This window comes from Streptomyces sp. LUP30, from assembly GCF_001746365.1.
GTDB lineage: Bacteria > Actinomycetota > Actinomycetes > Streptomycetales > Streptomycetaceae > Streptomyces.
In genome coordinates this window covers 95,810-120,905 of record NZ_MJAJ01000006.1, presented here as the reverse complement: position 1 = coordinate 120,905, position 25,096 = coordinate 95,810, and the positions used below count along the sequence as shown (strand labels likewise).

At 70.6% G+C, this 25,096-nt stretch carries 24 protein-coding genes; 3 read left to right on the top strand and 21 right to left on the bottom strand.

Features of this window, described 5'->3' with window-relative positions:
* Window positions 1–8 precede the first annotated feature (8 nt).
* From BG482_RS07830 to BG482_RS07735, 21 genes are all read right to left on the bottom strand, one after another.
* Window positions 9–1,268 (bottom strand): acetyl-CoA carboxylase biotin carboxylase subunit family protein, encoded by a 1,260-nt coding sequence (locus BG482_RS07830; protein ID WP_069768158.1) that lies wholly within the window; start codon window positions 1,266–1,268, stop codon window positions 9–11.
* Window positions 1,265–2,494: an aminotransferase class I/II-fold pyridoxal phosphate-dependent enzyme gene (locus BG482_RS07825; RefSeq protein ID WP_069768157.1), complete on the bottom strand. Its 1,230-nt coding sequence runs from the start codon at window positions 2,492–2,494 to the stop codon at window positions 1,265–1,267. Before BG482_RS07825 ends, BG482_RS07830 begins: the two co-directional genes overlap by 4 nt.
* 3 nt (window positions 2,495–2,497) lie before the next feature.
* Entirely contained in the window at window positions 2,498–3,319 is an 822-nt protein-coding gene (locus tag BG482_RS07820; RefSeq protein WP_069768156.1) for a 2,3,4,5-tetrahydropyridine-2,6-dicarboxylate N-succinyltransferase, read from the bottom strand.
* On the bottom strand, window positions 3,316–4,620 hold the full coding sequence (locus BG482_RS07815) for a diaminopimelate decarboxylase (protein ID WP_069768155.1): 1,305 nt from the start codon (window positions 4,618–4,620) through the stop codon (window positions 3,316–3,318). The genes BG482_RS07820 and BG482_RS07815 overlap by 4 nt, the downstream gene beginning before the upstream one ends.
* 39 nt (window positions 4,621–4,659) lie before the next feature.
* On the bottom strand, window positions 4,660–5,358 hold the full coding sequence (locus BG482_RS07810; protein WP_069768154.1) for a bifunctional 2-polyprenyl-6-hydroxyphenol methylase/3-demethylubiquinol 3-O-methyltransferase UbiG: 699 nt from the start codon (window positions 5,356–5,358) through the stop codon (window positions 4,660–4,662).
* A 13-nt stretch (window positions 5,359–5,371) separates the two neighbouring features.
* Window positions 5,372–6,754 (bottom strand): hypothetical protein, encoded by a 1,383-nt coding sequence (locus BG482_RS07805; protein WP_069768153.1) that lies wholly within the window; start codon window positions 6,752–6,754, stop codon window positions 5,372–5,374.
* Window positions 6,755–6,795: 41 nt separating this feature from the next.
* The gene (locus tag BG482_RS07800) at window positions 6,796–8,406 is read right to left on the bottom strand and encodes a GMC family oxidoreductase (protein ID WP_069768152.1); all 1,611 of its coding nucleotides are present in this window, start codon (window positions 8,404–8,406) and stop codon (window positions 6,796–6,798) included.
* Window positions 8,403–9,242, bottom strand: coding sequence for a TauD/TfdA family dioxygenase (locus tag BG482_RS07795; RefSeq protein WP_069768151.1), 840 nt, complete (start codon window positions 9,240–9,242; stop codon window positions 8,403–8,405). Before BG482_RS07795 ends, BG482_RS07800 begins: the two co-directional genes overlap by 4 nt.
* A gap of 48 nt (window positions 9,243–9,290) precedes the next feature.
* Window positions 9,291–11,141: an asparagine synthase (glutamine-hydrolyzing) gene (gene asnB / locus BG482_RS07790; RefSeq protein ID WP_218108778.1), complete on the bottom strand. Its 1,851-nt coding sequence runs from the start codon at window positions 11,139–11,141 to the stop codon at window positions 9,291–9,293.
* Window positions 11,142–11,446: 305 nt separating this feature from the next.
* A complete protein-coding gene (locus tag BG482_RS07785; protein ID WP_079141662.1) occupies window positions 11,447–12,763 on the bottom strand; it encodes a cation:proton antiporter in 1,317 nt (438 codons plus the stop codon).
* Window positions 12,760–13,707, bottom strand: a complete 948-nt coding sequence (locus BG482_RS07780; protein WP_141746550.1) for a hypothetical protein — start codon at window positions 13,705–13,707, stop codon at window positions 12,760–12,762. The genes BG482_RS07785 and BG482_RS07780 overlap by 4 nt, the downstream gene beginning before the upstream one ends.
* A 28-nt stretch (window positions 13,708–13,735) precedes the next feature.
* Window positions 13,736–14,191: a GNAT family N-acetyltransferase gene (locus tag BG482_RS07775; RefSeq protein WP_069768148.1), complete on the bottom strand. Its 456-nt coding sequence runs from the start codon at window positions 14,189–14,191 to the stop codon at window positions 13,736–13,738.
* 69 nt (window positions 14,192–14,260) lie between these two features.
* On the bottom strand, window positions 14,261–15,190 hold the full coding sequence (locus BG482_RS07770) for a hypothetical protein (RefSeq protein WP_069768147.1): 930 nt from the start codon (window positions 15,188–15,190) through the stop codon (window positions 14,261–14,263).
* 75 nt (window positions 15,191–15,265) lie between these two features.
* On the bottom strand, window positions 15,266–15,547 hold the full coding sequence (locus BG482_RS07765; protein WP_069768146.1) for a hypothetical protein: 282 nt from the start codon (window positions 15,545–15,547) through the stop codon (window positions 15,266–15,268).
* On the bottom strand, window positions 15,537–16,463 hold the full coding sequence (locus BG482_RS07760; protein WP_079141661.1) for a chlorinating enzyme: 927 nt from the start codon (window positions 16,461–16,463) through the stop codon (window positions 15,537–15,539). The genes BG482_RS07765 and BG482_RS07760 overlap by 11 nt, the downstream gene beginning before the upstream one ends.
* Before the next feature lie 30 nt (window positions 16,464–16,493).
* On the bottom strand, window positions 16,494–17,477 hold the full coding sequence (locus BG482_RS07755) for an amidohydrolase family protein (protein ID WP_069768145.1): 984 nt from the start codon (window positions 17,475–17,477) through the stop codon (window positions 16,494–16,496).
* A gap of 11 nt (window positions 17,478–17,488) precedes the next feature.
* A complete protein-coding gene (locus BG482_RS07750) occupies window positions 17,489–17,740 on the bottom strand; it encodes an acyl carrier protein (RefSeq protein WP_069768144.1) in 252 nt (83 codons plus the stop codon).
* On the bottom strand, window positions 17,737–19,326 hold the full coding sequence (locus BG482_RS07745; RefSeq protein WP_069768143.1) for an AMP-binding protein: 1,590 nt from the start codon (window positions 19,324–19,326) through the stop codon (window positions 17,737–17,739). The genes BG482_RS07750 and BG482_RS07745 overlap by 4 nt, the downstream gene beginning before the upstream one ends.
* A gap of 59 nt (window positions 19,327–19,385) precedes the next feature.
* Complete coding sequence (locus BG482_RS43815) at window positions 19,386–19,529, bottom strand: hypothetical protein (RefSeq protein WP_176741326.1); 144 nt, start codon at window positions 19,527–19,529, stop codon at window positions 19,386–19,388.
* Window positions 19,530–19,865: 336 nt separating this feature from the next.
* Window positions 19,866–20,876: a LuxR C-terminal-related transcriptional regulator gene (locus BG482_RS07740; protein WP_069768142.1), complete on the bottom strand. Its 1,011-nt coding sequence runs from the start codon at window positions 20,874–20,876 to the stop codon at window positions 19,866–19,868.
* A gap of 167 nt (window positions 20,877–21,043) precedes the next feature.
* Window positions 21,044–21,832, bottom strand: a complete 789-nt coding sequence (locus BG482_RS07735) for a metallophosphoesterase (protein ID WP_069768141.1) — start codon at window positions 21,830–21,832, stop codon at window positions 21,044–21,046.
* A 208-nt stretch (window positions 21,833–22,040) separates the two neighbouring features.
* Here BG482_RS07735 and ddaH point away from each other — a divergent pair, with 208 nt between their 5' ends.
* The 3 genes from ddaH (at window position 22,041) to BG482_RS07720 (ending at window position 25,068) form a co-directional block, all read left to right on the top strand.
* Complete coding sequence (gene ddaH, locus BG482_RS07730) at window positions 22,041–22,832, top strand: dimethylargininase (protein ID WP_069768238.1); 792 nt, start codon at window positions 22,041–22,043, stop codon at window positions 22,830–22,832.
* Between the two features lie 110 nt (window positions 22,833–22,942).
* Window positions 22,943–24,061, top strand: coding sequence for a histidinol-phosphate transaminase (locus tag BG482_RS07725; RefSeq protein WP_069768140.1), 1,119 nt, complete (start codon window positions 22,943–22,945; stop codon window positions 24,059–24,061).
* A gap of 2 nt (window positions 24,062–24,063) precedes the next feature.
* A complete protein-coding gene (locus tag BG482_RS07720; protein ID WP_069768139.1) occupies window positions 24,064–25,068 on the top strand; it encodes a class I SAM-dependent methyltransferase in 1,005 nt (334 codons plus the stop codon).
* Window positions 25,069–25,096 lie beyond the last annotated feature (28 nt).

Here is a 25,096-nt window from a genome sequence, read left to right as displayed (position 1 = left end):
GCGTTCCCCTACCGCGCCGGGGCGAAGGACGGCTCGGCCACGGTCAGGCGCAGCGCGCGCTCGGCCGCGTCGAGGGCGTCGGCGCATTCCTGTCGCCCGCCGGCCACCGCGGTCGCCAGGGCGACCCGCCCGTCGATGAGGCCCTGGCGCGGCGGTGACACCACGTCGCCGGGCTCCACCAGGGGCACCAGCAGGTCGGTGGCCGCGGGCAGCGCGCTGTCGTCGAAGCCGATCGAGGCGATGACGGAGTCGTTGAGCTCCGGGTAGAAGAAGCGCACGCCCGCCACTCCCCGGGCCGACGGGGTGGTGTCCGGTACGGCGCCGCAGGCGACGTCGGCCGCGGCGAGCCCCGGGTCGATGCCGGTGGCGCGCAGGCCGAGGTAGGGGATCAGGTCGCCGCCCAGGCGTCCGTTGACCTCGATCAGCCGGGGGCCCTGCGGGCCGAGCTTGAGCTCGCTGTGGGTCCAGCCGTCGGTGCAGCCGAGCGCCTCGTGGATGCGGGTCAGCGTACGCAGCAGGTCGGGGTCGCCGAGCAGCGGGTCGGCACTGTCCACACGGTGGCCGGTCTCCTCGAAGTACGGCGGATACCCCACCTCCTTGCGGGCCACGAAGAGCGGGGTGACGCGGCCGCCCCGGACCACCGCGTCGACGCTGATCTCCGGACCCCGCAGGTACTCCTCGACGAGCACCAGCCGGTCGAAGTCGGGGGTGTGCGGGACCGGGACGTCCCGGGTGGTGTCGAACTGCCGGGAGAGTTCGGCCGCGTCGTGGACGAGGACGACGCCCTGGCTGCCGCCCGCGGCGCGCGGTTTGATGACCACCGGGTAGCCGAGCCGTTCGGCGGCGGCCAGCGCCTCCGCTCGGCTGCCGGCGAGTTCGAAGCGCGGCTGGGGCAGCCCGGCGGCGGCGAGCGCGGTGCGGGTGGCGAACTTGTCCCGGCAGCGGCGGACGGCCTCGGCGGGAGTGCCGGGGAGGCCGAGTTCCGCGGCGACCAGGGCCGCCTGCACGATGTGCTCCTCGTGCCAGCTCATGACCCCGGACACGGTTTCGCGCGCCGCGACCTGCCGGGCGGCCCGGAGCACATGGTGGGCGCCGGTGTCGGGCACCACCGTCGAGCCGTACAGGTAGGGCGCCTCCCAGGTGGGGGCGGTGGAGTCGATCAGATGGACCCGGTAGCGGGTGGCCATCGACCGCAGCAGGTACTCGCGGTAGCGCCGCAGACCGCTGGTGACGACCAGCAGCAGTGGCTTCTCCTCGGCGTGGGTCATGGGAGGCGTCCTCGTGTCGGTGGAGGGGTGTTCGGTGGTGCGGTCGGGCGGAGTGCGCCGGGCGGCCGCAGGGCGTCGCGCAGCCGCAGCAGCGCCGCGCGCATCACCGGTTCGGGGTGCACCAGGGCGATGCGCAGATGCCCGGCGCCCGGGTTGCGGCCGTCCGGCTGATCGGCGGCCAGATAGCGGCCCGGCATCACGGACAGGGCGTGCTCGTGCCACAGCCGGCGGGCCGTGGTCTCGTCGTCGTCGACCGGCAGCCACAGGAAGAACCCGGCCGGCGCCCTGCGGTAGCCCGGAACGGCGGCGAGCAGTTCGTCCGCGAGCTCCCAGTTGCGGGCGAGGGCCCGGCGCGAGCGCCGGACATGGGTCTCGTCGCGCCACAGCGCGGCGGCGGCGGCGCACACGGGCGCGGGTGTGGACACGCCGCAGGACCGGTTGTAGTGGGCGTACTCCGCGACGGTGTCCGGGTCGCCCGCGGCACAACCGCTGCGCAGCCCCGGGGCGCCGGACCGCTTGGACAGGCTGTGCAGCACGAGGAACCGGCCGGGCTCCACCGTCCCCTGCTCCACCAGCGTCAGGAATCCGGGGGGCGGCCGGTCGCACCAGAGGTCGGTGTAGCACTCGTCGACGACGAGCACGGCCCCGGCGGCGGCAGCGGTCTTCGCGACGGACCGCAGGGCGTCCTCGGTGAGTACGTCACCGCGCGGATTGCCGGGGCTGCACACGAGGACCGCGGCGACGGGTGCGTCCGCCGTCTCGACGGCCGCCGCGACGCCGTCGGCGACGTCGCCGGCGGCGCCGTAGTAGACCGGGCGGGCGGCGGAGGCCAGGGTCGCGGCATGGTAGGTCGGATAGAAGGGATTGGGCATGACGACCGCCTTCGGGCCACCCTCCGGCCGGTTCGCGACCGCGCGGGCCACGGCGACTGCCACGGCCTGCTTGCTGCCCGGAGTGGGCTCGACCGCCAGGCGCCCGTCGGCCAGGCCTGTGCGCACCCCGAAGCGGCGGCCCAGCCAGTCCTGGTAGGCACGGCGCAGTTCGTCGGTGCCGCCCAGGCGCGGATAGCGTTCCCAGCCGGCGGCGTCGGCCAGGGGGGCCGGGTCGAGACCGGCGTCGAGCCGCGCCTCGCCCAGGTGGAGCTGGACGGGGTCGAGTCCCGGCGGCGTGGGCACGCCGTGCTGCAGGGTGTGCAGCCGGGCGAAGGCGCTGGCGGACGGGCTCATGGGTCAGTCCCGCACCAGGTCGTTCAGCGCGGTCTTCCCCCGGGTGCGCTCGTCCGCGTACTTCACGATCACCGCCGCGTACGTGGACAGCTCGGGCCGCTTGGGGTCGGTGCGCGCCCCCGCGACCACGACGGCGTTCTCCGGAATGTCGCCGCGCAGCACCTCGCCGCTCGCCCGGTCCACGACCGGTGTGGAGGCGCCCAGGTACACGCCCATGCCGATGACGGCACCGCGCCGCACGCGTACGCCCTCGGCGATCTCGCTGCGGGCGCCGACGAACACGTCGTCCTCGATGACGACGGGGTTGTCGCCGATGGGTTCGAGGACGCCGCCGATACCGGCGCCGCCGGAGATGTGGCAGCGCTCGCCTATCTGTGCGCAGGAGCCGATCGTGGCCCAGGTGTCGACCATGGTGCCCGCGCCGACGTAGGCGCCGATGTTGATGAAGGACGGCATGAGCACGGCGCCCGGCGCCACATGGGCGCCGCGCCGGACGACGGCGCCCGGGACCACCCGGATGCGCGCCTTGTCGAAGTCGTCCTCCTGCCAGTCCTCGAACTTCAGCGGCACCTTGTCGTAGGTCCGGGGCCGGCCGGGGCCGGACGCGGCGAGTTCACTGCGGCCGAGCAGGAAGGACAGCAGGATCAGCTTCTTGACGCAGGTGTCGGCGACCCATGTCCCGTCCACCGGGCTCGCGGCCCGTAGTTCGCCCCGGTCGAGGGCGGCCAGGCCGGCCTCGATGTGCGGGGCGAGCTCTTCGAGGTCGGACGGGGTCAGCTCGGTGCGGCGCTCGAATGCGTCCTCGATGAGCGCTCTGGAATTCATGCCGTCGGCTCCTGTTCGCCTGCGGTGTGTGGCTCCCGGGCAGCGGGGCGGGCCGGTGCGCTCAGGACGGGAACGGGCTGCGGGCGGACGGTGGCGACGTAGTCCTCGTACCGTTCGGCACGGCGGATCTCGACGACGTCGCCGTCCGGTGTGAGCAGCAGTTCGGCGGGGCGCAGCCGCCCGTTGTAGGTGAAGCCCATCGCGTGCCCGTGGGCGCCGGTGTCGTGCACGAGGGCGATGTCGCCGATCCGGGGGTCGGGCAGCGTCCGGTCGACGGCGAACTTGTCCATGTTCTCGCAGAGCGAGCCGACGACGTCGTAGCACGCCTCGGGCCGTCCGCCGGCGAAGGGCAGGCTGACGTGGTGGTAGGCGCCGTAGAACCCGGGGCGCATCAGCGCGGACATCGACGCGTCCACACCGACGATCTCCCGGTTCTTGCGGCACCGGTTGACGACGCGGGTCACCAGGACGCCGTGCGGGCCGGTGACGTACCGTCCGCACTCCATCAGGATCCGGGGCGCCGTGCGGGGGAAGAAGCGGCGGCGGGCGGCCAGGATGGCGTCCGCGTAGGCCGTGAAGTCGAACGGCCGCTCCTCGGGGCGGTAGGGGATGCCGAGGCCGCCGCCGACGTTGACGTAGTCGAACGTGATGCCCACGTCCTCGGCGATCCGCGCGCCCAGTTCGATCACGTCCGCGGCGGCGCGCGCCGCCCGGCCCACGTCGAGTTCGTTGGCGCAGGTCATGCCGTGGATGCCGAAGCGGGTGACGCCGCGCCGACGGGCCTCTCGGTAGGCGTCGGCGAGGTCGCTCACCGGCACTCCGAACTTCGTCGCCTGCGCGTCGCCCATGAGGCGGGAGCCGGCGGACAGCCCGTGCGGTGAGACCCGGAAGGCGACGGTCTCCGGCAGGACGTCGGCCCGGTCGAGGAGCGAGCGGTCGTCGAAGGTGACCAAGGCCCCCGTTTTCAGGGCGAGTTCGTACTCCTGAGGCGTGGTGTTGTTGGAGGTGAAGACGATGTCGCCGGCGCCGGCCCCGACCTCCTGGGCCAGTTCCAGCTCGACCGGCGAGGCGCAGTCGAGTCCGCTGCCCTCCGCCAGCAGCAGGGAGAGCACGGCGGGGTTGGGCAGGGCCTTGACCGCGAAGTGCTGACGGTAGGGCTCGCCGGCGAAGGCGGCGGCCATCGCACGGTGGGTGTCGATGATGCCCCGGGCGTCGTAGAGGTGGAACGGGGTGCCGTAGACGGCGACGATATCTGCGAGGAGCGGCCGCAGGCGCCGCTCGAACCCATCGGCTATGGGCAAGGTGTTCCCCTTCGCAACGGGACGGACGACCGATGGTGGTTACGGGACCCGGGCCACGCAGACGGTGCGGTTGCGCATGCCGCTGAGGGGTCGCAGGTACGGGAAGTAGTAGCTCTCCACCGGTGTGCAGCCGATGTCCGCCAGCCGGTTCTGGAGATAGTCCTTGGACAGGAACCAGAAGTCCTGGACCCGCTCGTGCGGGGCGAACGGCGCGTCGGGGTCGGCCGGTGCGTCGTTGGAGACGACCAGGTAGGAGCCCGACTTGGGCTTCAGGGAGGCGAGTTTGTCCAGGGCGGGGCCGATCTCCCGCTTCTCGTCGAAGAGATGGCCGAAGAACCCGTCGGCGTAGATGAGGTCGGTGCCCTCGACGTCGGACGGCAGCAGGCTGAAGTAGTCGGCGGTGAAAGCGTCCACGCCCTTGTCCCGGGCGAGTCCGACGGCCTCCTCGTTGAAGTCGATACCGCGCACCACCCGGTTGAGGCCGGCGACGACCCCTTCCACGGCGGCGTTGCCGCAGCCCAGCGAGAAGACACGGGCGCCGTCCTGCGTGAGCGAGAGCAGCTTGAGCGCCATGTGGGAGCGGTACTCGGGCACGTACGTCGACGGGGTGACCGAGTCGTTGAATGCCTCTCCCCTCTCCCAGATGGCGTAGATGGTCGCCTCGCCGTCTTCCACCGCGCGCCGGGTGGTGTAGTAGTCGCGCACGCTGTCGAGGTCCTGCCGAGTCCCGGTGATCATCGTCGTCCCGCTTTCAGGAGGCTGCAGTGGCGGAGGTGTGGAGGTGCTCTTGGGTGTACTCGATGGAGCGCAGCGGCCCACCGCGCAGTCCCTCGACGAGGGGGGCCAGCGGGGCCGCGGTCGCCGGGCCGAAGGCCTCGTGCAGGCGGACCGCCCGTCCGGTGTCCGTGGCGAGGAGGGTGTCGGCCAGGACCCGCGCCAGCGAGCGCAGGGCGGCCAGGACGGCGCCGGGTTCGCCGGTCAGGCGGGGCGCGCCGTCCGGGTCGGTTTCCAGAGCGCCGAGTTGCGTGAAGTAGGACAGCTGCAGGTACATGCCGTCGCTGTCCGGGAAGTGGCCCAGGCCTCGGTCGAGGTAGCGCAGGCACTCGGCGAGGTAGTAGGCGAGGCAGTCCTCGGTGTCGATGCCCAGCCGCGGTGCCCAGACCTCGGCCAGGATCAGGATGCCGAAGACGTCGGCGGCGACCTCCTGGAGGACCACGGAGGCCCAGCGGTCCTCGGCGTTGAGGTCCTTGAAATCGGTCGCCGGCCGGTGGACGAAGTGGCCCAGTTCGTGCCCGAGCACTCCGAGGACCGGGATGGCGGCGAACCTCTCGTCGGCCGGGTCGAAGCGCGGGCCGGCCGTGAGGTGGCGGGCGGCCAGCGGTGCGGAGACCGTCTCCAGCAGCGCCCGGTGGGTGTTGGCGAAGTAGTACGTCTTCTTGAACGGCGAGTACTTCACGCCCTCGTCCTCGGGCAGGAAGTAGGCGATGTGCTTGGGGTGCAGGTCGCCCTCACCGGCCATGAAGAACAGCTCGGCCGCGCCGAAGGCCGGCATCTCGCCGAGCCGCAGGTCGGCGTGGAGGCCGCGCAGATAGGCGGCCGCCTCCTCGCGCAGGCCCAGCGCCCGGTCGACGTGTTCCTGGCGGTCCGTGTCGGCGCGGCACGCGAAGGCCGTGGGCAGGCCCCGGGGGTCCTTGCCGTACCAGGTGGAGATCTGTCCGGCGACGACGGTGAACTCCTCCTTCAGCGAAGCGAGTTCCTCGAGAATGGTGTCGTCGTAGCCGCGCTGGACCGCGTCGGCGCGCAGCTCGGCGGCGCGCCGGTCGGCCGCGCCCGGCAGATGCCGGGCGACCTCGCGCAGGGCCTCGGCGGCCGCCGTCGGGTCGTTGAAGCGGCGGCGGGACGGGATCCCGATCTCCTTGACGGCATGCCACTCGGTCTCGATCGTGCGCTCGAGGCCGGCCAGCGCCCGGCGGAAGCCGTCGCCGAGGTCGGGGGTCGCCCCGGCGAGGTCCAGGCAGCTGAGCGCGTAGGAGGCGGACGGGGGCCAGAAGGCGCTGCGGCGCGCGCGGTACGAACCGGTGCGTTCGACGTTGGCGGTGTGTTCGAAACGGTCCGCCGTGAGCTTTTCAGACATGGAACCTCCTGTTCTGGATGTGGAGTTGCTGCCCTGCCCGGTCAGGCGCGGTCGCGTTCCCGGTGGTCCTCCAGGACCAGCGCCGCGCCCTTTTCGCCGATCATCATGCTGGCGGCGTTGGTGTTGCCCGAGACCATCACGGGCATCACGGACGCGTCGACGACCCGCAGTCCGTGCATGCCGCGCACGCGCAGCCGCGCGTCCACCACGGCCATCTCGTCGTCGCCCATCCGGCAGGTGCCGACCGGGTGGTAGGAGGTGTCGCCGTGTTCACGGGCGTAGGCGAGCAGTTCGTCGTCCGTGCGCACCTCGCTGCCGGGCATCAGCTCGAACGCGCGGTAGTCGTCCAGGCTCGACCCCTCCACGATCCGCCGGCCGATGCGCATGCCCTCGATCAGGGTGGCCCGGTCGCGTTCGGACTCCAGGAAGCGGGGACGGATGGCCGGCGCGGTCATCGGGTTGCGGGAGCGGATGTGGATGGACCCCTTGGACTCGGGCCGCAGCGGATACACGCCGAGGGTCATGCCCGGCTCGGTGTCCAGGCGCCTGCTCCTGCCGCCGCCGTAGCTCGCCGGCGCGAAGTGGAACTGCAGGTCGGGGCGGGTGAGTTCGGGCATGGAGCGGACGAAGCCGTAGCCCAGGGCGATGGGCAGGCTGAGCAGCCCCCGGCGCTCGCGCAGGTACCGGCCCACCTCGCGGGCCAGAGCGAGTCCGCGGGAGCGCTCGTTGAAGGTGATCGGCCGGCGCACCCGCCACCTCAGGCGGGCGGCGAAGTGGTCGCGGAAGTTCTCGCCGACTCCGGGCAGGTGGTGCACCACCGGTACGCCGGCCTCGCCCAGGATCTGCGCGGAACCGACGCCGGAGAGCTCCAGCAGTTGCGGGGACTGGACGGCCCCGGCGCTGACGATGACCTCCCGGCCGCAGCGGACCGTGCGGTCGGCGTCTCCGTCGCGGAAGGCGACCCCGGTGCACCGGGTGCCCTCGAACAGGAGCCGGGTGACGTGCGAATCGGTGACCAGGGTGAGGTTCGGGCGCTTCCTGGCCTCCTTGAGGTAGGTGCCGAGGGCGGAGGAGCGGCGCCCGTCCTCGTGGTTGACCTGGTAGTAGCCGAAGCCCTCCTGGTCGCCGGAGTTGTAGTCCGGGTTCCGTGGATAGCCGGCCTTCGCCGCCGCGTCGAGGAACGCCTCGGTCAGCTCGTCCCGGTCGCGCGGCTCGCCGACCGAGATCGGCCCGGAGTGGCCGCGGCTGCCGCTCGCGAAGGCAGTGGCGCGCTCCATGCTGCGGAAGTAGGGCAGAACGCCCTCCCAGGACCAGCCGGGGTTGCCGAGCCGCTCCCAGTCGTCGTAGTCCTCCCGCTGGCCGCGCACGAAGATCATGCCGTTGATCGCGTTGGATCCGCCGAGCAGCCGGCCGCGGGGGATGCTCAGGCTGCGGCCGTCGATCGTGGGGTCGGCGTCGGTCTCGAAGCACCAGTCGTACTTGGGGTTGCCCATCAGCACCGTCTCCGCGGCGGGGACGGTCAGCAGCGGGCTGCGCCGTTCGGTGCCCGACTCCAGCAGCAGCACCCGGATCGCGGGGTCCTCGGTGAGCCGGCCGGCCAGCACGCAGCCCGCGGCTCCGGCCCCGACGACGACGTAGTCGAAGCGCGTCATGAGCGCCGCCCCGAGATGGTCGTACGGTGCATCAGCCGGCGGTGTTTCACGTGGTCGTAGTAGGTGGCCCGGTGCATGGCGCTGCGGTTGTCCCACAGCATGATGTCGCCGACCTGCCACCGGTGGCGGTAGGTGAAGCGGGGCTGCACCGAGAACTCCTGGAGGTAGGTGATCAGGGGCGCGCTCTCGTCCTCGGACAGGCCCTCGATGTGCCACGGCACGTTCCCGCCGGCGTACAGCGCCCTGCGGCCGTTCTCCTCGTGGACGCGTACCAGCGGGTGGATGACGTCGGTCCACTCGGCGCGTTCCCGCTCGGTGGGCGCGGGGCGGTCGGGGTAGTTGTAGGGCCGGGACCGGACCCGGCTGATGACCACCTTGAGGTCCTCGATGCGCTCCTTGACCGACGGTGGCAGCGCCTCGTAGGCGGCGAACATGTTGCCGTACCAGGTGTCGCCGCCCTCGGGCGGGACCTCGCGGGCGTAGAGCATCGACCCGACCGGGGGGTCCGTCAGATAGGCGCCGTCGCTGTGCCACACCCGCCCGCTGTACGCGGAGCCGATCGGCTTTCCGTCGCGGCTGAGGTTGGACAGGATCAGGATCTCGGGGTGCTCATCGTGGTTGAACTGCGAACGGGTGTAGGCGCAGACCTCGCCGAAGCGCCGGGTGAACTCGATGTGCTGGGCCGGCGTCATCGTCTGGCCGCGGAACAGCAGGATCGTGGTGTCGATCCAGGCCTGGTGGATCCGGTCGAAGTCGCGGTCGGAGATCGGGCCGGAGACGTCGATACCGCGGACTTCCGTACCGATGCCGTCGGTGATGGGGACCAGTTCAAGCATGAGTGGGGACTCCCTGGGAATTCGGTCGTGACGTCAGGCGGTTACCGGTCAGGGCAGGGACACCTGGTACTCGTCCATCCAGTGGCTCAGTTCGACGAGCTGGATCAGCAGCGCGGCCTGGTTGGAGCCGCCGGGCAGCTCGCCGCGCACCGCGCCCGCGCGGATCTGCTCGATCAGCCCGGTCAGCGCCGCGCCGTCGAACAGGCCGGACAGCGGGGACCGCCGGTCGCCCGCGATCCGCGCGGCCTCACGGATCAGCGTCCGGTCGTACACCGGGTTCTGCACATGCGGGTAGGCGCTCTTCCTGCGGTTGACCGTGCTCGGCGGCAGGGCGTCGGCCATGGCCGCCTTGAGCAGGCCCTTCACCCCACCCTGTGACTTCAGCGCCCAGGGCACGTTCCAGACGTACTCCAGGAGCCGGCGATCGCAGAACGGGACGCGCACGTCGAGCCCGTGCGCCATGCTCATGCGCTCCTTGCGGTCGAGGATGACCGACAGCGGCCCGGCCAGCCCGAGGAAGAACACCTCCCGCATCCGGGCGTCCTCGGCGCTCTCGCCGGGCAGCCGCGGCACCCGGCGCAGCAGCTCGCTGTAGCGGGCGCGTTCGTCCTCGGCCGGGTCGAGTTCGGCCAGCAGCCCGGGGCTGAGGAACCGGGAGAGCCGGGGGCCGTCGCCCAGCCAAGGGAAGTCGTCGCGTCCGACGACCTCCGGCTTGAAGAAGTACGGGTACCCGCCGAAGATCTCGTCGGCGGCCTCGCCCGTCAACGCGACCTTCGCACCCTGCCCGATCTGCTGGAAAATGAGGTACATCGACGCGTCGAACTGACCCCAGCCCGGCAGGTCGCGGGCGCGCCGGGTGGCCGGGACGGCGTCCAGGACGTCCTGGAGCGTGGCGGTGAGCGTGGTGTGCCGGGTGCCGATGAAGTCGGCGGCCTCGGCGGCGTAGGGCGCGTCGACGTCGGGCCGCAGCTCGGTGGCCACGAAGTGCGCCGGGTCGCTCTCGAACCGTACGCAGTACGTGCGCAGTTCGCGGTCCGGGGTCTCCTTGCGCAGCGCCCGCACGGCGAGCGCGGCCACGGAGGTGGAGTCCACACCACCGGAGAGCATCGCGGCGAGCGGCACGTCCGTGACGAGCTGCCGGCGCACCGCGTCGTCGAGCAGTTCGGCCACGCGGCGCGCCGTCACCTCGAAGGAGTCGTGGTGCGGCTCGCTGACCAGCTCCCAGTACCGGCGGTGTGTGGTGCCCGACTCGGTGAAGGTGACGACGTGGGCGGGCGGGACCTCGTACAGGCCCTGGAGCGCGGTCTCGCCGGGCAGGCCCAGCCTCGGCTGCAGGACGACGGGCAGCTTGGCGAGGTCCAGGCGTGCCTCGAAGCGGGGATGGGCGAGGACGCCCTTGGGCTCGGAGGCGAAGAGGACGCCGCCCGGGTACGCGTGGTAGTAGAGGGGTTTGATGCCGATCCGGTCCCGGATCAGGTGCATTCTGCGGTCCCGGCCGTCCCAGACGGCGAGGCCGAAGGTGCCGTCGACCCGCTCCGCGAACCCGGTGCCCCACAGCAGGTAGGCCTGGAGCAGCAGTTCGGCGGTGGAGCGGTTCCGCGGCCGGCCTCCGGCCGCCTCCACGTCCCGTCGCAGGGCGTCCGCGTCGTAGACCTCACCGGCGTGCGCGACGTACACCGTGCCCCGGTCCGTCTCGGCCCGGGCGGGCCGGACGTCGTCGGGCTCACCCGTCGTCGCCAGGCCCCGGTGGCCGATGCCGGCCCGCGCGGACAGCCAGACGTCCTCGGTGTCCGGGCCGCGGTGACGCAGTGTGTCCGTCATCGCCCGCAGGACGTCACCCTGGTCGCCCAGATCACGCCGGAAATCGGCCCACCCCACCACGCCGCTCAATGACTTCACCCCTTGGAAAAAAATCGAGGTATCCGAGGCTTTCTCGCACCGGATCACCTTCATGGATTCACTTCACGAGGAAATAGCTGCGCGCCGGTTTTCGGGCGCACGGAACCACCGCGCCGGATCATTTCCGGACTGTGGTGTATTCCGAGTTCTCGACGGTTTCCGTAATGGTGCCCGGAACAACCGTGCCAGACCGGCCCGTCGAAGGGAGCGCCCTTATCGACGCGGAAGCTGCATGGCATCTTGATGCACGGCGGAACGAGTGCCGCAAATCGGGCGCTTCTCCCCCGCGGGCGGAGCCGCCCCGCTCACCAGCGGGTGCGGGGCGGCTCGGAACGCGCCAGGACGGTGCGCCGCGCGGGGGCGGGGGACTCGACGGACCGCCTGGGCGGGGGCACGATGAAGTCCAGTTCGAGTTCCTGGTCGCCGCGTCCCGTCAGGAGCCGCAGCACGGGGCCGGTCATGGCCGTCGTGGCGACCGCCATGACGACGAAGAGCGAGTAGAGCCGCTGGTCGAGCAGCCCCGCCTCCATGCCGATGCCCAGGGCGATGAGCTCGGTCAGCCCGCGGGTGTTCATCAGACAGGCCAGCACCGCGGAGCCCCGGGGTGACATGCCCGAGGACCGGGCGGCGAACCAGGTGCCGGCGAACTTGCCGGTGACGGCCACCAGGAAGATCGCGGCCAGCTGGACCAGTCCGTCGGCGCCGATGTCGGAGAGGTCCACCTTGAAGCCCGCGACGACGAAGTACACGGGCAGCAGGAGCACGGTCATGTGCTGGGTGCGCTGCAGCAGTTCCTCCCGCACGGCGGAGGTCTTCTCCCGTCGCGGCACCACGAGCCCGAACAGGAACGCCCCCATCACGAAGTGCAGGCCGATCCACTGCGTCACCCCGGCGGAGACCAGGGCGCCGACCAGTACGAGGGTGAAGGTGCCGGCGGGCTGGGACCCCGCCGCGCCCTCCCCGGCCAGGTACCGCCCGAGCAGCGGCCGTACCAGCAGGAACAGCACCGCCGCGTACGGCACCACCAGCAGCACCCGCCACTGGTGCCCGCTCGCGCCTGCCAGGGCCTGGATGCCGGCGAGCATCGACCAGGCCGCGAGGTCGCAGACCGCCGCGGTGGACAGGGCCACGGAGCCCAGCCAGGTCCCGTTCATGCCCCGGTCGGACAGGATGCGGGCCAGCACCGGGAAGGCCGTCACCGACACCGCGACCCCGATGAACAGCAGGAACGCGGTGCGGTGGGGAGGCTCGTAGGTGCGCAGCAGATACCAGCCGAGCCCGAGTCCGAGGGCGAACGGCACGAGGGCCGCCCCGGCGACAGCGGCGCCGGCCATACGGCCCGAGCCGCGCAAACGCTCGAAGTCGAACTCCAGGCCCACCGCGAACATGAACAGCACCAGGCCCACATCGGCCAGGGCGCCGAGGTAGGGCCGCACCTCCACCGGCACCAGGGTGCCGGAGAGCGCGCCGCCGAAGAGGGTGGGGCCGAGCAGCAGCCCGGCCACGATCTCCCCTATGACCGGTGGCTGTCCGAGCGCCCGGGCCAGCCGGCCCGCCGCCTTCGCCAGAGCGATGATCAGAGCGAGGTCGAGGATCAGCAGCGAGACGAGGTTCTCCTTCATACCCGCTCTCCTGACGTGGTCCTCAGCCGGTGCAGCAGTTCCCGCTCGGCCTCCGCGAGCCGGACGCAGACCTCCGTCACCGGGCCGGCGTCCAGCGAGCCGGTGACCTTGGCGAGCAGCAACTGGTTCTGCACCTCCGCGCTGTGGCGCGTGATCGTCGTCAGCACGTCCTCGGCGCGGGGGTCGTCGAGGACGCGGCGGACGTACTCGGTGAGTGCGGTGCGCGAGCCCTGGTAGAGGGAGAAGGCGTCGTGCAGCAGGGAGACGACCCGTTCCGGGGCGATCCAGGGGCAGGCGATGAAGTCCGCGGCCCCGGTGAACAGGGTGAGGCCGTCCTCGTACCGCTCGAGCCGCCGGACGAGGGTCCGGCGGGAGGCGGCCGCGGCCTCGGACGCGTCGAAGTCCTTGCGGGTGAAGTAGCGCACCCGGCGCAGTTCGCCGTTGTCGAAGGCGGCCGCGATCACCTCCTCCGGGTAGGCGTACTCGCACAGCAGGCTCGCCGGGTTGTCGTCGACGATCGACCAGCGGGCCGTGTCCTCGTCGTACTTCTTGAGCAGGATGCTGTGCGTCAGGTGCTGCCGGGTGTACTCGGGGCAGTGCGGCCAGTAGAAGACGTCCCCCACCAGGATCGCGTACCCCTCCTCAGCGACCACGTCCAGCAGCAGTCCGCGCGCCTCGGCATAGCTGCCGAACGTCGTCTCCTCCGCGACGACCCCGATGTCCGCCAGGTCGTCGGGGTCGAGGAGGCCGCTGTCGAAGGCGTACTTGGGCCGCTGCTCCCTGACGATCTGCCGCAGGATGTCGTCGGTGCTGATCAGACACCGTTGGAGCAGCAGGTGCGTCAGCGGTTCGTGTTCGGCGAGCATGACGAGCGACTGGCGCTGGGAGCAGTTCAGGAAGAGCCGGCTGAACAGCTCTCTGTCATAGGGATAGGTCACATCCACGGGTCGTGGTCCCCCTTCGGGGCTCGGTTCAGAGCAGCCGCGTCATGAACGCGCTGTTCGGGTCTTCCTTGTAGTTCGCGAATGGCGCGCAGTACTCGAATCCGAACTTCTCGTAGAGGCCGCGGGCGGGGGCGAAGAAATCCGTCGCCCCCGTCTCCAGGCTGAGCCGGGAGTACCCCATGCGACGGGCCTCGGAGAGGAGGTGTTCGAGCAGGCGGGAAGCCACCCCGCTGCGCTTGCGGGCCGGGGCCGTGCGCATCGACTTGATCTCCGCGTGTCCGGCGTCGATGCGCTTGATGGCGGCGCAGCCCACCAGGGCCCCGCCGTCCCAGGCCGACCAGAAGGTCACCTCCGGGCGGCGCAGACCGTCGAGGTCGAGCGCGTGCTTGCTCTCCAGCGGGGTGACGGCCCGCATGTCCTGGACGTGCTCCGCCAGGAAGGAGGCGATCTCCGGGCCGGAGAGGTCGTCGACGGAAATCTGCATGGTGTTCCTTTTCCTCCGGGTGCTCGGGTGACGAGGCCGTCGCCTCGCGGCCGCGGGGCGGGGCCGGGTTCAGATTCCCTCGAACAGCGCACAGGCGAAGAATCCGGGTGCCGAGGAAACGGCCAGATGGGTCTCCCCGGGGCGGATGCCGGTCTCGTCATGGTGGTCGACGAGGTTGATCAGCCAGTCGGAGTTCCCGCAGTGACCGTACGCGGCGAGGGTTCCGGCGAAGTGCAGACGGTCGCGGTGCAGGCCCGCTATGGAGGCGTTGAACAGGGTGATCGGCGCGTAGAGGTTGGTGGGGAACACCCTGGTGACGTCCGTGGCCCGGCGGCCGGCGGACGCACCGGCCCGGGTGAGCGCCGACTGCGCGGCCCGTTGCCGGGAGACGAACGAGTCACGTCCCAGCAGCCCTTCGTGGTCGGCGCGCACGGCCGAGGCGAGGAGCCGTACCAGGCCCTGTCCGCTCCGGCTGATCAGACAGCTGGCGACGGCGTCACCGAACAGGGCGAAGGAGCGCACCCGGTCGTCGTCGTCCGGGGTGAAGTCCAGCGAGACCAGGACCGCATGGCGGGCGTCCGGGTCGCCCAGGAGCAGGTCGTGCCCGTGTCGCAGGGCCGTGAGCGAACTGCAGCACTGCTGGTAGGAGAGCAGCACCGGGACGCAGTCCACGAGTCCCAGCGCGTCCAGAAGGCGGGCGGCGAAGTCACTGCCGAGCGCGGTCAGCCGGGCGTCGCTGGTGGCCAGCAACAGGTAGTCGACGTCCGCGGGGGCGACGGCGCCGTCGTCCAGGGTTCGGCGCACCGCCTCGATCACGTACTCCTCGACCGGGGCGGTCATGGTCCGGAAGGTCTCGCAGCCCATCGCGGAGAAGTCCGCGCCGGAGGACCGCTCGTCCCACAGCGCCTCGAACCCCGGTATGTCGTGCGGCTTTCGCTGCTGGTCGCCGAAGACGCAGGCGAACGAGCCGATGCCGATGCCGGTGGGATCAGTGGTCACCGCGCCTCGCCCTCACCGCCCCGGGTCCCGCGCCGCTGCCGGCCGCCGGACCCGGGGAACGCATTCCGGTGGACGTCATGCCGTGGCCTGCGCCAGGTCGGTCTCGTCGATCTCGCGCAGTACGGACGTGATGCCGTCGATGTCGTGGAGGCGGGAGACCCACTCCGGCTTGAGCTGCACGCAGTCGTTCTTGTGCTCCTTGATGTAGGTCACCAGGAGCAGGATGACGCCGAGCGAGCTGATGCCCAGTTCGTCGCGTGTCGTCGCCTTGACGACGTCCTCGTGGGTCACGCCCTCGGTCGTGGGCTGCGTCCGGAGGAAGTCCGCGAGCTTCTTCCGGTAGTCGTCAGTGCTCATCGGTGTCGGCCTTCTTGAAGGGGTGTCCGTTCAGGTTCTTGTCGTGGATCCGGTTGTGGCCGTACTTGTCCTCACCGGAGACGAGGACGCTGCCGTGGTAGTCGAGGCTGATGGTGTCGCCGAACTCACTGAGGCTGTCGACGTCCTCGTACACCTTCACCGACGGCGAGACGTAGCGGGAGGCGAAGCCCAGGCGGGTGGTGTCGCTGACGTTGGGCAGGGAGCCGTGGATGCATTTGGCCAGGAAGATGACGAACTGGCCGGGCTTCATCTCCATCTCGACGACCTGCTCGTCGCTGGGGTCCCAGTCCTTGTCGAGCTTGAGTTCGGAGTAGTCGTATCCGAAGAAGTCGTGGGACCGGCTCTCCACGCTGTACGTGAGCGGCTTGCTCTCGTCGTAGTACCACTTCTTGTGGCTGCCGGGGATGTAGCGCAGGCAGCCGTTCTCCCGGCCCGCCGGGGAGAACGCGGTCCACACCGTCAGTTCCTGCGTCAGATGGTCCGTCTCCTCGGTGTACTTGAGGGAGGGAGTGGCCGAGGTGGTCGTCTCGCCGACCACGAAGGTCTCCACCTGGTGCCAGCCGGTCCCGGCCTCGCCGGGGGCCTTCTTGAAGATGTTCGTCTTCCAGCACAGGATGTCGTCGCCGATGAGGCTGCGCAGCTTGTGCACGATCTCCGGCCGGCTGATGTGGTCGGACAGCGTGTTGCAGTCGAGGTGCCGGTCGTAGTTGATGACCGTCGAGTTGTGGGGCTTGTTCGCCGAGGTGACCATCTCGATCATGGCCTGGTTCCACAGCAGCGGGGCCTCGTCCTCCGAGTAGAGGTCGAACGGCCCCACGAAACCGTTCTCCTTGAAGAACTCGATCTGCTCCTCGGTCAGTCCGAGGAAATCCGTCTTGGTCTGGCCTTCCGTCACCTTGGTGCCTTTCTGTGATTGAACGGGACCTCAGAGAGCGGCAGTGACCTCTGAGGGCTTCAGCTTGTTCTTGCCGAGCAACCGGGCCGCGTTCTTGTAGAAGAAGAGATCCCGGTCCGCATCGGTCATCGACTCGGGGAACGCGCCCTCCTTGTCGAGCTTTTCGACCAGGTCCGTCTGCCGGCCCTGGAGCCGGAACACCGGCCAGTCCGTGCCGAAGAGGATCTTGTGGTTGATGCCGCGCCGGAACAGCGTGTTGAGCGCGGCGGCGCCGAACGCCTCGTAACCGCTGACGTCGACGTAGATGTTCGGCCGGTTGTTGCACAACATGGCGACCTCGTCCGGGTAGTGGACGCTGCCGTGCGCGAGCACGAAGTCGATCCCGGGAAAGTCCCTGGCCGCCTTGTCGACGTAGATGGGCTGCGCGATCTCGAAGTCCAGTACGGGCGATGTCGCCCCGATGTGCGTCAGGACCGGCAGGCCGTATCGCGCGCAGATCTCGTAGAACGGGTAGAGCGCCTCGTCCGAGAGCCGGTACCCGCAGGGCGGGTACAGCTTCATGCCGTCGAAGCCGTACTCGGTGATCGCCCGCTCGAAGAGGGCCAGGCCGTCCGCGCCCCACCGGGGGTCGACGCCCACGAAGACCCGGAATCGGCCGGGGTGACGCTCCACGACCTTCCTGTGGTGCTCGACGAGTTCCGCGATGGTGTGCGTGCTGTCCTTGAGCGCGAACGTGAAGTCCGGCAGCAGCAGCACGGATTCCGCGATGCCGGCCTCGTCCATCTGCGCGACCAGTTCGTCGCAGAGCGGGTCCGTCAGGGTCCCGGCGTGCATCCGCGCGACCTTCTCGCGGGTCACGGGCAGTCCACGGCTGGTCAGAGCGACCGTCATGTTGTCGACGACACCGTCGTTGAAGGACTGCGGAAAACACATGCCGGAGGCGATGTGGCTGTGGAAGTCGATGATCCGCGGTGCGCCGGGGTCCTTGTGGGCGCCGGATGCGAATTCGGACATGAAAGGGCCTCTCAGCTCTCTCGTACGATCTTGATGATGTCGGCCACGGACTCGGCCCCGACGAACTGCTCGACCCGGCCGAAGGCATCGATTCCGGTCTTCTCCTCAAGAACGAAGACCATGCTCATGAGGGTGAGCGAATCGACGCCCAGATCGGCGCGCAGGCTCATCTCCGGTGACACTCCGTTCTTCGCCGCCTTCTTCGCGAGGACGCTCGCGATGAGCCGGCAGATCTCGTCGTCGCTGACATGCCCTTTGTTCATCGTCCCGCCCCGGTTTTCTCGCCGAATATCGTGCGCGCGACCGCGCTCCTGTCGACCTTGAAATTTCTCGTCAGCAGACCGCTCTCCACCGTCAGTTCGGACTCGGGCCGGAATACGACGTCCGAGATCCTGCGGGCTGCTTCGCGCTGTCTGTTGGACTCTTCGATGTACGCCTCGACCTCTGCCGTGCGCTCCGGGGACCGCCAGTCGTCGAGCCAGACGACACAGGTCAGCAAGCCGTCCCCGGAGGGCGACGCGACCATCGCCCGGGTCACCCGGCAGGCCTTCTCCACGGCGAGTTCCAGTTCCTCCGGGTTGATCTTGACCCCGCTGCGCGTGATGATCACGTTCTTCTTCCGGCCGACCAGACGCAGGAACCCCGCCTCGTCGAAGCGGCCCAGATCGCCGGTGGCCACCCGGCCGCCGGGCAGGAAGACCGTGTCCTGGGTCTCGGTGCCCTCGAAGACATAGCCGAGGCACTGCGGGCTGTCGGTGCGCACCACGACCTCGCCGTCGTCGGCGACCTCGACCCCGATCCCGTCGACGGGCCGGCCGGCGCTGCCCACCTTGCTGCGCCCCGGCAGGTTGAAGGCGATCCAGCCGACCTCGGTGCTCCCGTACACCTCGTGCAGCGGGGCGCCCAGCAGCTGGAACAGCCGGACCGTGCGCGGGGGCACCGGGGCGGAGCCGGTGAACATCAGCCGTACCCGGGAGCCGTACATGCCCGTCCAGCGGCGGCCCAGCCGGGCCCGCAGGGGGCGGCCGACCCGGTCCGGCAGGACCGCGTCGAGCACGGCGGCCAGCAGCACCGGCCAGCGCTCCCGGACTCCGGCGGAGTCGACCCGGTTGTGGGCGACCTCGAAGAACGACGGCGGGCCGAGGACGATGGTCGGCTCGAAGTCCCGCATCTTCTGGAACATCCGCTCCGGCGCCACGACGGTCGCGTCGAGTCCGTACCGGACGGCCAGGTAGATCAGGTAGCGCTGCTGGAAGTTGGAGAAGGGCATGACGATCAGGAGGTTGTCGTCCCCGTCCACCCGCCAGGCCTCGCCGGAGGTCCGGATGGTGTTCTCGACGCCCTTCGCGGACATCATCAGGCCCTTCTTGCTGCCCGACGTGCCCGAGGAGAAGGCGATGGAGAAGACGTCGTCCGGCAGGTCCGGCCGCGCCGGAGCCGGCCTCGGCTCGAAGGCCGGCGGCCGCAGGCCCAGCCACGCGACACCCTGCGGCAGGTCCGGGTTCCCGGGCGGCGCCTGGGTCAGCAGGAGCGCCGAGAGCCCGTACCTGCCGGCCAGTTCGTCCATGGTCGCCGCGTCCGTGCGGCGCTCCAGCGGCAGCGCCACGGAGACGCACCCCAACCCCAGCAGGGCGAGGTCGGCGACGACCCACTCGTAGGAGTTCGGGCCGGCGATGCCCACGAGGTCCCCGGCGCCCACACCACGGTCGCGCAGTTCGTCCATGAGCCGTACGACGTCGTCGTGGACTTCCGGAAAGGTCTTGGTGACCATTCGTCCGTCGATGGCGAAAAACCGCATCCGGCGATCCGGATGCTCGGCCAGATTCTTGTAGAGATCGTTGATCGGCAAGGGCGTGATCCTCGGTTCGGACGCGGAATTCCGGGAAGTGAGAACGCGGGGAAAGCGGATCATCCCCAGCCGGTGTCGTCGCCGGGATCCGAGGTCGCCGCGGTGAATGCGGGCCGCGGTTCGACCATGGCCGCCATTTCCTGCGCCGGCGCGGCCGGGAAGATCATGACCCCGACGGAGAAGAACGTGCCGAATCGCTTCACTTTCCGCCCCCCAGTACGTATCAGTGATGCACTTCAACGTGATCTGCGACGCCGGAACTCGCCTTCCGCCCGCAGGCGGTGCGCCGCGCTGCCATCACGGTGCCAGGAACGGGGGCCGCTGGGCGGCGGCAGAAGTGAGCATCATGCTGCATGGCAGCTTGATGCCCCGGGGGAGAAATCGGATGTAGAGGGCGCCAGGGCCTTTCTCTCGGATCGGTCCGCGCGCAGCCGCGGCGCCTCGTAGCGGCTCCGAGCGGGTGCTGGTGCGTGCGGCTGCAAGGCAGGGGCGGGCGTGTGCCGGGGCCCGCGACCCCGGCAAGATCCCGAAGAGAGGCCCTATTCGGACTCCGACTGCTCCTGCAGAGCGAGCAGGTAGCCGGCCTGGAAGCGGCTCTCGGCGTTGAGCGACGCCATGAGCTCGGCGACGTGGCGTCGGCAGGTCCGCACCGACATCCCCAGGCGCCGGGCCACGGCCTCGTCGGTCAGGCCCGTCGTGAGCAGCCGGACGATGGCCTCCTTCAGGGCGTCCGCGATCTCCGGCTGGGCGTCGGCCTCCACCACGAAGGGCTCGGCCGAGAGCCACAGCCGCTCGTACGCCTCGACCAGGAACGCGACGACGTTGGGATCCCGGACGAGGGCGGCGCCGGCCGGGTTGCCGGGCGTGGCGATCAGCGCGCGCTCCCGGTCGAAGACCAGGAAACGCATGAACTGGTCGTCCAGCGTGCGCACTTCCGCGCCGAGTCGGGTCACCTGCTCGACGTAGGAGTGGGTGCCCCGGCTGGAGCGGGCGGTGTGCTGGTAGAGGATGCGCATCTCCACGCCCCTGCGCAGCGTCTCGTAGTCGCGAGGCGCCGCCTCCACCAGCACGTCCTCCCGGCGCCCGCCGCCAGGCTGGGCGGTGAGGATCTCCGAGGTGCAGGTCGCCGACAACTCGGTGATGGCGGTGCGCACGTCGTCGAGGTTCTCGATGATCTCCACCTGCCGGGGCTGTCCGCCGACGCCGCGGCTGGCCTCGAAGAGCGGTGTGAAGGACTGGAGCCGCGCCCGGGTCTCCTCGATCTGCACACGCCGGGTGCGCAGTTCGAACTCCAGCGGACCGAGCACCCGGCTGACCGCCTCGTCCGGCGCCACCGCCACCAGGCCGCGTCCCGGCCGGTCACGCAGCAGTCCCATGTCCGTCAGCTCCGCGACGGCGGCGTGCACGTCCGTGACGGGGAAGCCGAGTTGGGCGGCCGTCGCCTCCACGTCGATGACGTCGCCGAACGGGTGGCTGAGCGCGTGGCCGTACACCCTCTGGAGGGTCTCCTCGATCACCGTCTGCTGCGGAATGCGGGACTTGGCCTTCATATCTCGCTTTCTGACTCCGTGGCAGCTTGCTGCCGTGCAGCTTCCGTCCATGGGGACGATAAGGGCTCGACGGCCGTCTCCGGCAGAGCCTGTTCGACACGCGGACGGCAGCGGGCGGCCCGGGCCGTGGAATCAGAGGAGAAGCACCCGCGCAGCGGGCCCCGCGGTCAGGGAACGACGCGGAAGTGCGTGGTCAGACGGTGGTCGTCGGCCAGTACGTGGAAGGCGACGGCGGGCGGCAGGTCGTAGTCGACCGGCTCGCCGCCCTCCCAGGGCAGCGCACACGTCGACACGGTCCCGGGCGCCACGAGGAGCGGCCGCCCGGCGAAGGTGGTGGCGGCAGCGGTGTGGGCGTGCCCGCACAGCACCGCGACCACGCGCGGATGCCGTCGCAGCAGCGCGGCAAACGACTCCTCGTCCCGGAGGCGGATCTCGTCGACGTAGGGCACGCTCAGCGGCACCGGAGGGTGATGCAGCACCACGAACGCGGGGACGTGCCGCGGGTCGTCGGTGAGTTCGCGGTCCAGCCAGTCCAGGGTCTCGGCGGTGAGCACGCCGTGGTCCTCGCCGGGGACGCTGGAGTCGCACATCAGGAACGTCGCGCCGGGCAGCCGGTGCGCCCGGTCGGCCGGGGTGTCCCGGTCCGCGCCGTCCCCGGGCAGCAGGTGCCGGCGGAACGGGGCGCGCACATCGTGGTTGCCGGGGCACACCAGCAGCGGAGGGCGGCTGTCCCGCGCGCCGGCGGCCCGCGCCCCGGCGAGCGCCAGGAACTCCTCGTACTCCTCGTCCGTGCCGTGGTCGGCCAGGTCGCCCGAGACCAGTACGGCGTCGAGCCGGCCGGGCAGCCGGTCCAGGTAGGTCAGGACGCGCCGGGCCCGCTCGGCGGCCCTGGCACCGCCGTCCCCGGTGCGGTTCTGCCCCAGATGCAGGTCACTCAGCTGCGCGAAGACGAACACGCGCCCCACCCTAGACGCGGTCGCGCCACCTGCCCCGAACCGATCTGAACAAAGGGGACATCGGCGGCGCTTCTTCCGGCCCGTCGCGGAACAGCCGCAGAAGACGGCGGTGTTACTCGACGGTCGGCACGGCACGTCGCTGGTTCACTGCGGCAACAGCCACAGAATTCCCTCACCCAACGGGAGCAGACCATTGGGCAACTATCTGATGTGCCCGCCGACCTGGTTCACCGTGGACTATTCGATCAACGTGTGGATGCGCCCGGAAATCCCGGTCGACACCGCGTTGGCCGTACGCCAGTGGGAGCGACTCCGGGACATCTACCAGGACCTCGGTCACACCGTCGAACTGCTGGACCCGCTGCCCGGACTGCCGGACCTCGTGTTCACCGCGAACGCGGGCATCGTGCTGGGCGGAAAGGCCCTGGTGTCGCGATTCCGCAACCCCGAGCGCAGGGGTGAGGAACCCGCCTTCCTCAAATGGTTCGAGCAACGCGGATTCGCCACCCTGCAGGCGGATTCGGTGAACGAGGGAGAAGGCGACTTCCTCGTCCTGGACCAGTGCATCCTCTCCGGCAGCGGTTTCCGCTCCGACCCGGCCTCCGGAACAGAGGTCGCCGAGGCCTTCGGCCGGACCGTGGTCGGTCTGACGCTGGTCGACCCGCGCTTCTACCACCTGGACACCGCGATCGCCGTACTGGACGGACGGCGGATCGCCTACTACCCGCAGGCGTTCTCCCCGGAGAGCCGGGCCACCCTGCGTGAGCTGTTCCCCGACGCCGTACTCGCCGACGAGGACGACGCCGCGGCGTTCGGGCTCAATGCCCTGTCGGACGGCCGCACGGTCGTGCTCGCGAAGGCCGCCGCCCGGCTCGGCGCGCAGATCCGCGAGCGGGGCTTCGACGTCATCGGCACGGACGTGACGGAATTCCTCAAGGGCGGTGGCGGAGTCAAGTGCCTCACCCTCGAGTTGCGCGACGCACCACCGAATCCGGCATAACGCCCGCCGTCCTGCGGGTAGTCCGCGGAATCCGACGGCCGACCCTCATGCCGCCCCGCAGGGACAACTGCTTCGATCGACCCACGGACGGAAGGAACGGGGATGTCCGCATGGCCACAGCATTGACCGCCACGAGTGAAATACTCGGGTCCCAGGGAGAAATCCCCGACGGCCGCGAGCAACTCAGGCTCCATTTCAACGAGAGCCCCTACGGTGCGCCCGCGGAGGCTCTCGACGCGGCCGCGGAAGAACTGCGGAGCCTGCACACTCATTATCCCGACCACGAATGCACGGAGATCCGTGAGCGCATCGCCCGGTCCGTCGGGGTCACTCCCGACATGGTGGCCGTCGCCAACGGCGCCGACGAACTCATCCAGCTGATCTCCCTCACCTTTCTCACGCCTTCCTCCGGCCGGCCCGCCGCCGGAACCGTCGCGGTCACGGAGCAGACCTTCCCCGGGTACGCGGCGGCCGCCGCGGTCGCCGGGGCCGACCCGCGCCCCGTCCCCCTGGCCGACCACCGGGTCTGCCCCAGCGCGATGGCCGAGGCTCTGCGGGACGGCGCGCGCCTGGCGTTCGTCTGCAACCCGCACAACCCGAGCGGCACGGTCCTGGACCGGGCAGAGGTCGGGGAGATCATCGACGTCGCCGAGGAGACCGGGGCCGTCGCCGTCTTCGACGAGGCCTACATCGAGTTCGCCGCGCCCGAGCACGACGTCACGCTGGACGCCGTACGCCGCGGCCGGCGCGCCCTGGTGATGCGCACCTTCTCCAAGGCCTGGGGGCTGGCCGCGCTGCGCATCGGCTACCTCGTCGGGCCCGCCGACCTGGTCGGACGGATCCGCGCCACCCGGCAGTCCATGCCGTTCAGCGTCAATCGCATCGCCCAGCGGGCGGCCGTCACCGCCCTGGACCACCCGGAGTTCCTCGCCGGGGTTCGCGAGCGGACCGCGGCCGCCCGCGAACGGCTGGTCAAGGGCCTCGAAGCCGCCGGCCTCGACCCGGTCCCCTCCGAGGCCAACTTCGTGCTGGTGCGCACCGGCGCCGACAGCACCGCCGTGGCCGGCCGGCTCGCCGCCGAACACGGGGTGCTCGTCCGGGACCTCGCCCCGCTCGGCAAGCCCGGATACCTGCGGGTGACCGTCGGCACCGAAGAGCAGGTCGACCGGTTCTGCACGGCCCTTTCCGCCGTCGTTCCACACACCGTCGCCGACATCGAGAGCGAGTAGGGATGTCCACTTCCGTACCGGCCGCGAACACCGCGGTCATGACACCGGCCATGCTGTTCAACGGATACGTCGGCGCCCACGCCTTCTACGCGCTGCACGAACTCGGCGTGCTGGAGCGCTGGGCGGACGGCGTCACCGAGATCGCCGAGCTCGCCCCGCAGGCCGAGGAGAGCCGGCTCGTCGCCCTGCTGGTCACCATGGCCCGCCTCGGCTTCGTCACGCTGGACGACACCACCGCCGAACTCACCGGGACCGGGCAGGACCTCCTGCGGCAGCAGGGCTTCTTCACCTGGTGCGTGGGCGGTCACGGGGAGGTGTGGCGGCAGCTGGCCCAACTCGCGGGTGACGGAGCGCGGTTCGGGATCGACGTCCGGCGCGACGACGGCCGGGTCGCCCTGGGCTGCGCCGAGGCGGACCGCGCGCTGATGCGCCCGACCCAGGACGAGGTGCTGGGTTCCATCGACTTCGGCACCGCGGTCGACATCGGCTGCGGCGACGGCTCCCGGCTCCTCCAGCTGTGCGCGCAGCGCCCCGGGCGCCGGGGCATCGGCATCGACATCAGCGCCGACGCCTGCGCCATGGCGACGGAGCAGAGCCGTGAGCGAGGGCTCGCCGACCAGGTCGATTTCGTCCAGGCCAATGTCATCGAGCTGCTGAAGTCGGACCGCACCTTTCCCGGTGTCGACCTCGTCGTCAGCATCTTCATGCTGCACGACCTGTTCGCGTCCACCGACGACCATCCCGAGTTGGTCCGTTCGCTGCGCCGGGTCTTCCCCGACGCCCGCTACTTCCTGCTGGCCGACACCGCCGCGCAGGACGCCTCCCGGCACCAGGGACAGCCCCCGGTCTTCTCCCTCGGCTTCGAGCTGGCCCACGCGTTCATGGGCGTGCGGCTCCAGTCCCGCAGCACCTACGAGGACGCCTTCGAGGCGGGCGGACTGAAGATCGCCCGCCGGGAACCGTTCGGAGCCCCCTCGACCTGGCTCTACCTCCTCGAAGCGGTATGACCCCGCCGCGCCGCCGCCGGGAACCGTC

What these genes read in the sequence shown, in the direction of transcription:
- BG482_RS07800 (WP_069768152.1), bottom strand. Translation starts at nt 8,406, where the DNA reads ATGACGCGCTTCGACTACGTCGTCGTCGGGGCCGGAGCCGCGGGCTGC.
- BG482_RS07820 (WP_069768156.1), bottom strand. Translation starts at nt 3,319, where the DNA reads ATGAATTCCAGAGCGCTCATCGAGGACGCATTCGAGCGCCGCACCGAG.
- BG482_RS07825 (WP_069768157.1), bottom strand. Translation starts at nt 2,494, where the DNA reads ATGAGCCCGTCCGCCAGCGCCTTCGCCCGGCTGCACACCCTGCAGCAC.
- BG482_RS07720 (WP_069768139.1), top strand. Translation starts at nt 24,064, where the DNA reads ATGTCCACTTCCGTACCGGCCGCGAACACCGCGGTCATGACACCGGCC.
- BG482_RS07740 (WP_069768142.1), bottom strand. Translation starts at nt 20,876, where the DNA reads ATGAAGGCCAAGTCCCGCATTCCGCAGCAGACGGTGATCGAGGAGACC.
- BG482_RS07830 (WP_069768158.1), bottom strand. Translation starts at nt 1,268, where the DNA reads ATGACCCACGCCGAGGAGAAGCCACTGCTGCTGGTCGTCACCAGCGGT.
- BG482_RS07765 (WP_069768146.1), bottom strand. Translation starts at nt 15,547, where the DNA reads ATGAGCACTGACGACTACCGGAAGAAGCTCGCGGACTTCCTCCGGACG.
- BG482_RS07775 (WP_069768148.1), bottom strand. Translation starts at nt 14,191, where the DNA reads ATGCAGATTTCCGTCGACGACCTCTCCGGCCCGGAGATCGCCTCCTTC.
- BG482_RS07805 (WP_069768153.1), bottom strand. Translation starts at nt 6,754, where the DNA reads ATGTCTGAAAAGCTCACGGCGGACCGTTTCGAACACACCGCCAACGTC.
- BG482_RS07750 (WP_069768144.1), bottom strand. Translation starts at nt 17,740, where the DNA reads ATGAACAAAGGGCATGTCAGCGACGACGAGATCTGCCGGCTCATCGCG.
- BG482_RS07785 (WP_079141662.1), bottom strand. Translation starts at nt 12,763, where the DNA reads ATGAAGGAGAACCTCGTCTCGCTGCTGATCCTCGACCTCGCTCTGATC.
- BG482_RS07725 (WP_069768140.1), top strand. Translation starts at nt 22,943, where the DNA reads ATGGCCACAGCATTGACCGCCACGAGTGAAATACTCGGGTCCCAGGGA.
- BG482_RS07795 (WP_069768151.1), bottom strand. Translation starts at nt 9,242, where the DNA reads ATGCTTGAACTGGTCCCCATCACCGACGGCATCGGTACGGAAGTCCGC.
- BG482_RS07755 (WP_069768145.1), bottom strand. Translation starts at nt 17,477, where the DNA reads ATGTCCGAATTCGCATCCGGCGCCCACAAGGACCCCGGCGCACCGCGG.
- ddaH (WP_069768238.1), top strand. Translation starts at nt 22,041, where the DNA reads ATGTGCCCGCCGACCTGGTTCACCGTGGACTATTCGATCAACGTGTGG.
- BG482_RS07810 (WP_069768154.1), bottom strand. Translation starts at nt 5,358, where the DNA reads ATGATCACCGGGACTCGGCAGGACCTCGACAGCGTGCGCGACTACTAC.